This is a genomic window from Pseudomonadota bacterium (assembly GCA_018823135.1).
Taxonomy (GTDB): Bacteria; Desulfobacterota; Desulfobulbia; order Desulfobulbales; family CALZHT01; genus JAHJJF01.
In genome coordinates this window covers 18063-27494 of record JAHJJF010000055.1, presented here as the reverse complement: position 1 = coordinate 27494, position 9432 = coordinate 18063, and the positions used below count along the sequence as shown (strand labels likewise).

The window sequence follows — 9432 nt, the reverse complement described above, 5'->3', positions numbered from 1 at the left end:
GATAGCATCTTCAATCAATAAAAAAGTGACCCATGTTGTTGCCGGGGAAAAACCAGGCAGCAAAATCCAAAAGGCGCAAGACCTGAATTTAACGATTATCGACGAGAATGAATTTCTTTCCTATATCCGCTAGTTGACCTCCATTCAAAAAACCACAGAACTGTGACCTGGCCCAAAGAACCAGGATTTCACTGTCGAATTTAATATAGGCAGTGTCTGTTCATAAATGAGCTTTTCTGTTCAAGATCAAGGAATACGAATACAATAACCACAGGCATCTAACCCGCATTTCTCACGAACATTTCAGCATTAACTGGAAATGGTCTGAAAATAATGGGTTACAAGAAAGTTGGCAGGTAATTGCTATGAACAGAGTGTAAAAGATGTCTCAATTAAATAAACTGCTGAAAAGTTCGGCATATTCATATATTGCCAAACTTCCTGCCCTGCGGACCTGCAACTGTCTCACCTTATGAGAAATGCGGGCTAGTTGATATTCCGAGACACAGAGATTGGCCCAAAGAGCCATTTATGGACATTTAACTCCAGGGAGGCATCAATGAACACCAAAAGAATCAGAGCGGTGGTACATGGACACGTGCAGGGAGTTTTTTTCAGGGCTTACACCCAGAAAGAAGGCCTGAGGCTTGGGCTTACTGGATGGACCCGAAACAAACCAGAAGGAACCGTTGAAGTTCTCATGGAAGGAGAAGACTCGGCAATAGACCAAATGATCCAATGGTTGCATGTTGGCTCACCAATGTCTCTGGTCACATCCGTCACGATTTCAGAAGAAATACCAACAGGCGAAACAGGCGAATTCAGGATTAAATATTAAATGTCTTTACATCAACATGTTATCTGTAAATAATATTTATAAGCTTCGGGTAATCTGGGAAAAATAGAAAAGATCGGCTCTGATTACAGGCAGTTCTCTGATAGCGAAATAAGGAATACATATCAAATGTTGACATTTCTCATTCTCTACCTTAGATTAGCGCAACAAATGAGCAAACCAATGATTTATCGTAAATAAAAGAGAATGATATGAATCCCGGAACTGAATTACGACAAAGACCAAAAGCAGCCGAAAAAACCCCTATCCGGATAGTTTGTCCAAATTGTGGAAATGACTCTGATTTTTTTGAAGTCGCTGATGGGGTGATTCTCACCACGCGTTATATCCAAAATAGCGACAGCAGCTTCAGCCAGAAAGGCGACGAATCCCAGATTCTCGGTGAAATCAGCTTCTTTTGCGGCGAATGCAACACGGATCTCTCACAATTCCATCAACGCTTCCTAGAATTGCTGTTCTGAAGGGTTCCCCCTTGACCATACAAAGGCAAGTCATTACCGACAATTCAGCCTTGCGTTCCTCCTACACCACCCTTAAAAAGGATGATGTTTTTATCGGCAGATTACGCCTCGCCCGCACCGAAGAACATATACTGCTCGATCTCGTGGACCGTGGCATCATAGTCTTTCCTTCGGCAAAAGCCCAGCAGGCGAGCCGCTCCAAAACTTTCCAGACATTACTCTTATCCGAATATATGTTGCCCCACACCCGGGCGGTGCATGACATTCACGGTCTCATTAATTGCATGAACCATTATTGCCGGGAAAACATTGGTCCGGTCATAACCAAACTCGACCGCACAAATGCCGGAACCGGAATCCTGTGGTGGAACAGCATTGAAGAGGTTTACAGCCAGGCATCCCTGGGCGTCCTGCCCTATCCCTTTGTTCTGCAGCCATTTGAGCCTGAAAGCTCCGATATCCGAGTCATTGTTCTTGCGGATTACATTGAGGCATATTCGAGAAAAAATCCGCATAATTTCAGAAATAATCTGCATTGCGGAGGTTCCAGTCTGCCTTGTGATCTGTCCGACTCACAATGGGACCTCTGCCGACTGGCAATGTTAAAAGGTAAATTCCCTTATGCTCATATCGATCTGATGGTCACAAAGAACGGAATTTCATATATCGCGGAAATTAATCTTCGTGGCGGAATCAGAGGTGCAAGAATTAACGCTGACGAGTACCGTCAAAAAATTCAGAAGATACATGATCTCGAGGCTGAAAAATACCTGGTTGGATAATTTTTCCTTCCCCGCTTAAAATAAGGACAAAAAAAAGGACCCGGTTGGGTCCTTTTTCTTTATTTGACAGAGTATACTCTCAAAAATTATACGCACCCAGTAGGTTTGGGCAGGCCAGCCATCTTACAAGCTCCTTTACCCGGTCCTGATGGGAAGAGTTCGTAAATTCTCTTCAGAGGGAAACCAGTGGTTTTGGAAAGAATACGAACCATGGGAGCAATACCGTTTTTCTTGTAGTATTCCTGCAGAGTATCAATAACTTTCTGATGCTCATCGGTCATATCGGAAATGCCTTCAACACCCTTTACGTAATCAACCCAACCGCCATCCCATTCTTCCATGCCTCTGGTCAGGAATCCATCTTCATCTACTTCGTAGGCTTTGCCATTATGTTCAATTGAAGCCATATCACCCTCCTTAAAAAAATTAAGTTTATCTGAAAGTATCACCTTATTAACTTAAAAAGATGTATTTAATTACTATAGGAGCCATACTTTGTCAAGACGTCTGTTACAATAACTTATCAAAAACAATTTCCCCTTTCACCCCTCATCACCATGAACACATAATTCAATAATTACAATGGATTGAACTAGTTTCTCCCAGATCATCGACGCCTATAAGTCCAATAAAAAGCGCCCACCGCCTTACAAAAAAAATGACACCTCATTCATTTTTCCGCAGATTTTCCCCTCCACACAGCACAAAGATAGCCCCAAGATTATGCAGCCACACGATGTATCTGTTTTAAAAGCATCGCCTGAAAGGCGGAAAAAATGTCCGGGGAAAATCCTTTATTCTTTGATATTTCTGGGAGCAACGTGGTTTGCGGATTAAAATTTTGCAGGGTCAACTTTGATCTGGAGTCAAAAAGGCTGATCCATTGCTCGACATCCTTTTCAGTGTGATATCCAGGAACTACCGTCATTCTGAATTCGTGATCTATTCCACTCTCCCTGATCACCTCAATACTGTTCTTGATGGCGGTGAGATCAACCGCAGTTCCGGCGCAACGATCATATTTCTCCTGGTCCAATGGGGCTTTGACATCCATGGAAACAGAATCGACAAGCCCTTGTTCAAGGAGTTGTGCAATCATTTCCGGTTTGCTGCCGTTGGTGTCGACCTTCACAGCCCAGCCTTTTTGCTTGAGCTCCATCAGCAACCCCGGCAGGTTGGGGTTGAGGGTTGGCTCACCACCTGAAACACATACGCCTCCGAGCCATTTCTTCAATGATTCCAGACGGGTCAAGATAATAGGCAAGGAAAAATCTTCAAAGGATCCGGATTCTAAAACCAGGGGGTGATTATGGCAGTAAGGACAGCGAAAATTACAGCCCCCCATAAACAGCACGGCACAGACCCTGCCTCGCCAATCTATAAATGATGTTTCAAGAAAACCCTTAATCACGCATACACCCAGATATTGAAGTTCCTTCAAACAATTAAGAGCCAGAACTGCGAGGCATGCCTGCGCTGACCGTGTTCAGGCAACAACTACCGGCGTCGCATGACTGATGCTGTTGTACTGGAGTTTTATGGCCCACTCCGTAGAGCGCGGCCCTGGCGCTCAGCTCCATTTCGATATGAACAAAATCCTGAACATTTGAACTGTCATCCAGTATAAGAAGAGGCAGCGTTTTCCTTGCAGTGTCGACCAGGCCATGCCATGCAAGATGGGCAAGAGAATCGGCATTATCACCATCCAGTACTTCCACTTGCACCTTCATGGCTGACAAATCAAACTGTTTTTTTAACCTATCGCACAAAACACACTCACGTTTTGTAAATAATGTCATGAATCCCTCTCCTCAATCCGGTGTGTTGATCTACCGCACCTATCCTTTACTTCTTTTCCCCGAATCTGCCGGCATTGCGATACCGGTCCTTCAACTCACCGAGCTTGCCCTTGTTCCAACTGGACACCTTGGTGAAATACCCCGTAATCCTGGTTATTCCGTCCACATGCGATGATTCACAGTAGGTGCAGGCCCCATGCAACCCTCTTGCCGTTTTACCGCAATCAAGACAGGTGGTAAATTCCGGAGAAAATGCAATCTGATCGTTTTGAGTATGCCGGAAGGTATTTATCACAAAGTCAGCCAGTGCCTCCTTATCGGGGTTGGCCTCGCCAAGCCAGACATGGGTAATCGAACCGGCCTCAATCAGCGGGTGAAACAATCCTTCACGTTCAACCCGATCAATGGGATTCATCTCCTGGCCGACATTAAATAGTGTGGAATTGGTATAATACACCTCATCCGTTTCCTTGTTTCCCTGCACATAATTACTGGCTTGATCCGCATAATGCGACAGGTCAAGCTTTGCGAAACGATAGGCAGTACTCTCCGCCGGGGTCTGTTCCAGAACAAATTTCATCCCGCACTCTTCGCTCATCTTCCTGCACATGATATTCATGTGAGCAATGACCTTAAGTCCGAACTTCATGGCTTCATCCGACTCATGTACCTCTTGCCCCATATGAACTTTAACCAACTCATTGAGGCCGACCATACCTATGAGATAGGAACAGCGATGCATTCTGAGATAGGACTGACCGTCGCATTTCATCGCCAGCAAGGATAGTGGCCCGGTCTCGCCATGGGAGAGGAGTTTTTCAATAAATTTCTTTTTCTGCTCATGGCCTTTGACGGCCAGCATGATCTGTTCGGTAAGAAGAGAAAACAGCTTGGTTTCTTGCCCTTCTGCCCGGTAAGCCAACCTGGGCAGATTGATCGTGATATTCTGCAATGCTGAATAACGCATGCGCCAAGGCTCTTTGGCATCTTCAAAATCCGAGGCTTCAAGTTTGAAACTCAGGCGACAACACTCTGATATCTTAGCGGTATCCCCTCGGTCAAAGACAAAATAGGTGTTTCCTTTATCAGACGCCACCTCACAGATATGATGGAGAAAATCCATGTGGCCTTCGGTTTTGAAAAACTTTTCAGTAATATGGACCAGGGGTTTCGGGAAAAAAAACGGCCGGCCGGCTGCATCTCCTTCCTTAAAAACCCCAAACAAGGCCCAGGCAAACCGTTGCGCCTGGGCTTCATACTCCCGGTATGTCTTTCCGGTATATTTACCTCCCGGACCGATGGCCGGCACATTTTCAAAATGCCTGGGAACTTCCCAGTAGATGTTGATATCTGAAAAAATCGCCTGCCCGCCACGGGCAACCGCCTGCTGTGAAAATTCAAAAATGAGCATTTGCGCAAGCTGCCGCACCTGGCGGTCGGTAAGATCTTCAAGATAGGGCGCAAAGAAAAGATTTACTGCGTCCCAGCCGATAGCCCCGGCAAAATGACTCTGAAGGGCCGCGGCGAATTTGACCATATGGGCAAGAAGCACTTCCGGATGTTTTGCAGGACCAGCCATGGACAATGCGTGGGGAAGATTCAACCCGAACTTTTTAATATATTCCAGGGATTGCCCCGAGCAATATGGTCTGTCGATAAAGCCCAGATCATGCAAATGCAGATCACCGTTTAAATGCGCATCAGCAACCTCGGGGCTGAAAACATGCAGCAGGGCATATTCTTTTTTTATGCCCTCGGACAGGGTCAGGTTTGTTGCCTCAGGACCATGGGGCACATTAGCGTTTTCCTTATTGGGATGAACCAGCAGCTGATCCACGTCGTAGAGAGGCACGCCGAGCCTGGTATGCATTCGTCGCGCATGTTCAAGGCCCAATTCCAACAGTTTCGCATTCACCAGCTCACGGATAAGAGGCCCGGTGACGGTTTTCACCGCGCCACTCATAATAGTCGCTTCAACATCAATGCTTATTTTTTCTGCCGTGCCCTTGTCTACGAATGTTTCACGCAACAGAGCATCAACTATGCGCGTTCTATTCCATCCGGTAATATCTTCTTCGGAAGTTCTTACGAAAAGAACAATATCCGTCGCATCCTGCTTTACTATACGGGTAGCCTGGTCTTTGTCCTTGGCATTCAGAGGCATTACTACTCCCATACGTGACCCTCCTTTATTCAGGTGTGCTCATCGGTCGTCCGTCACGACAGCTTCAAACCCGAATTTCTTTCGTAACCCGGAAATTCCGGCGCATAATCCAAGTCTAACAAAACAGACACGACATATAGTGCCAGAGTGATCATTATTGCACTATATATGGTATGACAGTCAAGAATTTTTTATTGAACAGGGCTTTTTTTGAGTGAATGCCAGAAAAAAAACGAATATCAATCTATTGATAAGATTGAATCCTTTTTCCAGTTGAGGTCATCAGGTTCTGGGAAATCAGCAAGATAATGGAGTCCCCGGGACTCTTTGCGAAGAATTGCGCTCTTGACAATGAGTTCGGCAACCAGGGCAATATTCCGCAGCTCAACCAGGTCCGGGGTAAGCAGATATTCCCGGTAATGCTGATCAATATCTTTGAGGATGGGCGCAAGCCTGTTTTTCACAAGGGCCAGCCTGCGTTCAGTACGGACAATGCCCACATAATTCCACATGAGCCTGCGGATCTGATCCCAATTATGGGTAATTAGAATGCACTCCTCAATTCTTTCGGCGCTTCCTGGTTTCCACGATGGAACTTGCGGAAAATCATGCCCGCCAATTTCCGGCCAGTCTTTGGCGCACTGCAAATAGGCCTGATGCGCAAAAACCACGGCCTCCAGCAGGGAATTGCTGGCCAAACGGTTACCGCCGTGTAAACCCGTACAGGCGGTTTCACCAAAGGCAAACAGATTCTGGAGATTGGTCCGGCCCATGGTGTCGGTTACAACCCCTCCACACATATAATGGGCAGCAGGCACAACCGGAATCGGCTCCCTGGTCATATCAATTCCAAAGGAAAGACAGGTCTGATATATATTTGGGAAACGATGCCTGATAAACTCCGCGGGCTTATGGGTCATATCAAGAAAAACGCAATCATCGCCGCTGGCCTTCATCTCGGTGTCAATGGCCCGGGCTACCATGTCCCTGGTTGCAAGATCGCCCCGCGGATCATATTTTTTCATGAAGGCGTTGCCGCGGTCATCAATAAGCACGCCACCTTCGCCCCGAACCGCCTCGGAAATTAGAAAATTCTTTGCACGCGGATGATAGAGACAGGTTGGGTGAAACTGTACAAATTCAAGGTTTCCAACCCTGGCTCCGGCACGATAGGCCATGGCGATGCCGTCGCCGGTGGCGATGTCCGGGTTGGTGGTGTAAAGGTATACCTTGCCGGCACCTCCGGTGCAGAGGACGGTTACTTTGGCGAGCCAGGTGGTTATATTGCCGTCTTTACCAAGTACATAGGCGCCAAGGCACCTGTCTGAAAAAGGCACGCCCCAGTCAAGGCCGGCTTTTGAGGCAATTAATAAATCTATGGCAATTTCATTTTCAAGAACAGTTATCCTGGGATTCCGGGCCACGGCCTCAAGCAGGCCTTTCTCGATTTCACGGCCGGTGAGATCGTGGGCGTGAGCGATTCTTCGAGCTGAATGTCCGCCCTCGCGGCCAAGATCAAGGCGTGAAGGGTCCTTTTCGTCGCTGCTGAAATGAATCCCGAGGTCAACGAGTTCACTGATTCTTTCCGGGCCGTTCTCCACAACCAGCCTCACCACTTCCTCATTGCAAAGCCCGGCTCCCGACTTCAATGTATCCTGGATATGGAGGTCAAAAGAGTCATCCGTGGACAATACCGCAGCTATGCCGCCCTGGGCTAGATTGGTTGCCGTATCAACCCTGGCCTTCTTGGTGATAATTGTTACAGTGCCGAGAGTTGCCGCTTTCAGCGCAAAAGACAAGCCGGAAATGCCGCTACCCAGGACCAGAAAATCCGTTGTTTTCATTATTAGCAATCACCTGTTGTCTGTTGATCTGACGGCAGCGCGCGTTTGGAAACTATAAGACGCGGCCTTTTCCCGGCTTGACACAACCGCAACTCTTCCAGTAAGAAGAAAGCCTTGAGATATTTAACCCGGTCAATATAACATGATAGCCGGATATCCGGCCAACATCAAAGCAAACTCCATGTCACCATTAAAAATAATTATCTTCGACTGCGACGGCGTCCTGTTCGATTCCAAAGAGGCCAACCGCTTCTATTACAATCATCTCCTTGAAAAGTTCGGCCATCCGCCGATGACTCCGGAAGAGCTGGAGTATGTCCACATGCACCATGCCATGGATTCCACAAGGCACATCTTCAGAGATTATCCTGAGTCGCTTGCTGCTGCCGAGAAATACCGGGAGAGCCTGAACTACATGCGTTTCCTCAAGTATATGATCATGGAACCGGACCTCATCGACTTTCTGACGCAGATCCGCAAAAAATATAAAACCGCCATCAGCACCAACAGGACAACAACCATGTCTTCGGTTATGGCCATGAACGGACTGACCCCCTATTTTGATATGGTGGTAACCGCCCTGGATGTGAAAAACCCTAAACCCCATCCCGAGGCGCTCATCGCCATTCTCGGCAAATTCAACCTGACGGTTGACGAAGCGATTTATGTGGGGGATTCAATGGTTGACCGGGACCATGCGGCAAGTATCGGCATGCGGCTCATTGCCTTTAAGAACGCCGATCTGCCAGCTGCTTTCCATGTGAAAAGCTTTATGGAAATTAACGACCTGCCAATCTTCTAACCTGGATTATTCACAAAGCCTCTTTTTTTTGCTTGGAGTGAACCATGTTGAAACTGAATAATACCCATTATTTTCTTGTGGCCGGACCTGATTTCGAATCATGCCGAAACAGAGTCTTGCGCTTTTTCCAACGCACCCTGCTGGTGCATTACGACTCGGTAACGGTTATCCGTGAAAAAAGCCTTGTGTCTGAAAATCCGTTATTCTGGGCAAATACAGAAAAGAACATTGATGAAAATCAACGCGTGCTGCAGGAATTGATAAACGACTTAGAAGGTTCAGGGCTGCATTCCCTGAGGGACTTCGTCAGTCTGCCGGAAGGCTTTCAGAGTAAGACCCTCCATATAGTCGCGCATCTATTGGACGGCTTTTTCGGAATTGATTCGCATTTTTTCAATCTGGAGGAGGACTCCCACCGGATATCCCGGCAACTCAACGAAAAAATCCGAAAAACCCCGTCCTGGTATTGGCTGATCTGCGCTGAAGCCTGTTCCGAAAGTCCTGAAAAAGCTTCATTTATTCACAGTGTCGGCAGCAAGTCAACGACTATCGCCTGAAGTCGATAGCGTGAGGCACAAAGGCAGAAGGCACAAAGTATAAAAATACAAGACCAACCAGATCGACAGTCATTGAACACCGTTACTTCTTCATATTGTTTTTCTTTATTCCCTTTTACTCTGTGCCTGTTACTCATATTATAAATACATGCTCAAAGCTGACCGTC

General features: G+C 46.9%; 11 protein-coding genes. 6 read left to right on the top strand and 5 right to left on the bottom strand.

Features of this window, described 5'->3' with window-relative positions; translation table 11 throughout:
- Position 1: 1 nt before the first annotated feature.
- The 4 genes from KKE17_05255 to KKE17_05240 all read left to right on the top strand — a co-directional run bounded on the left by KKE17_05255 (position 2) and on the right by KKE17_05240 (position 2099).
- Entirely contained in the window at positions 2 to 133 is a 132-nt protein-coding gene (locus KKE17_05255) for a hypothetical protein (GenBank protein ID MBU1709397.1), read from the top strand.
- A gap of 426 nt (positions 134 to 559) precedes the next feature.
- The gene (locus KKE17_05250; protein ID MBU1709396.1) at positions 560 to 838 is read left to right on the top strand and encodes an acylphosphatase; all 279 of its coding nucleotides are present in this window, start codon (positions 560 to 562) and stop codon (positions 836 to 838) included.
- 209 nt (positions 839 to 1047) lie between these two features.
- Complete coding sequence (locus KKE17_05245; GenBank protein ID MBU1709395.1) at positions 1048 to 1317, top strand: hypothetical protein; 270 nt, start codon at positions 1048 to 1050, stop codon at positions 1315 to 1317.
- Between the two features lie 11 nt (positions 1318 to 1328).
- Positions 1329 to 2099, top strand: coding sequence for a hypothetical protein (locus KKE17_05240; protein MBU1709394.1), 771 nt, complete (start codon positions 1329 to 1331; stop codon positions 2097 to 2099).
- 86 nt (positions 2100 to 2185) lie between these two features.
- Here the strand turns inward: KKE17_05240 and KKE17_05235 are convergent, their stop codons facing one another.
- The 5 genes from KKE17_05235 to nadB all read right to left on the bottom strand — a co-directional run bounded on the left by KKE17_05235 (position 2186) and on the right by nadB (position 7909).
- On the bottom strand, positions 2186 to 2506 hold the full coding sequence (locus KKE17_05235; protein ID MBU1709393.1) for a TusE/DsrC/DsvC family sulfur relay protein: 321 nt from the start codon (positions 2504 to 2506) through the stop codon (positions 2186 to 2188).
- Between the two features lie 314 nt (positions 2507 to 2820).
- Positions 2821 to 3510 carry an anaerobic ribonucleoside-triphosphate reductase activating protein gene (locus KKE17_05230; protein ID MBU1709392.1) on the bottom strand — a complete coding sequence of 230 codons (690 nt, stop codon included), beginning with the start codon at positions 3508 to 3510 and terminating at the stop codon, positions 2821 to 2823.
- Positions 3511 to 3544: 34 nt separating this feature from the next.
- Entirely contained in the window at positions 3545 to 3898 is a 354-nt protein-coding gene (locus KKE17_05225; protein MBU1709391.1) for a hypothetical protein, read from the bottom strand.
- A gap of 46 nt (positions 3899 to 3944) precedes the next feature.
- A complete protein-coding gene (nrdD, locus tag KKE17_05220; protein MBU1709390.1) occupies positions 3945 to 6062 on the bottom strand; it encodes an anaerobic ribonucleoside-triphosphate reductase in 2118 nt (705 codons plus the stop codon).
- Positions 6063 to 6301: 239 nt separating this feature from the next.
- Positions 6302 to 7909: an L-aspartate oxidase gene (gene nadB, locus KKE17_05215; protein MBU1709389.1), complete on the bottom strand. Its 1608-nt coding sequence runs from the start codon at positions 7907 to 7909 to the stop codon at positions 6302 to 6304.
- Positions 7910 to 8087: 178 nt separating this feature from the next.
- Between nadB and KKE17_05210 the strand changes: the two genes are divergently transcribed.
- Together KKE17_05210 and KKE17_05205 are read left to right on the top strand one after the other, a co-directional pair.
- Positions 8088 to 8708, top strand: coding sequence for an HAD family hydrolase (locus KKE17_05210; protein MBU1709388.1), 621 nt, complete (start codon positions 8088 to 8090; stop codon positions 8706 to 8708).
- Positions 8709 to 8752: 44 nt separating this feature from the next.
- Positions 8753 to 9265: a hypothetical protein gene (locus tag KKE17_05205; GenBank protein ID MBU1709387.1), complete on the top strand. Its 513-nt coding sequence runs from the start codon at positions 8753 to 8755 to the stop codon at positions 9263 to 9265.
- Positions 9266 to 9432: the final 167 nt, after the last annotated feature.

Coding starts and splice junctions, on each gene's coding strand:
- KKE17_05210 (MBU1709388.1), top strand. CDS start 8,088: ATGTCACCATTAAAAATAATTATCTTCGACTGCGACGGCGTCCTGTTC.
- KKE17_05250 (MBU1709396.1), top strand. CDS start 560: ATGAACACCAAAAGAATCAGAGCGGTGGTACATGGACACGTGCAGGGA.
- KKE17_05205 (MBU1709387.1), top strand. CDS start 8,753: ATGTTGAAACTGAATAATACCCATTATTTTCTTGTGGCCGGACCTGAT.
- KKE17_05245 (MBU1709395.1), top strand. CDS start 1,048: ATGAATCCCGGAACTGAATTACGACAAAGACCAAAAGCAGCCGAAAAA.
- KKE17_05235 (MBU1709393.1), bottom strand. CDS start 2,506: ATGGCTTCAATTGAACATAATGGCAAAGCCTACGAAGTAGATGAAGAT.
- KKE17_05225 (MBU1709391.1), bottom strand. CDS start 3,898: ATGACATTATTTACAAAACGTGAGTGTGTTTTGTGCGATAGGTTAAAA.
- nrdD (MBU1709390.1), bottom strand. CDS start 6,062: ATGCCTCTGAATGCCAAGGACAAAGACCAGGCTACCCGTATAGTAAAG.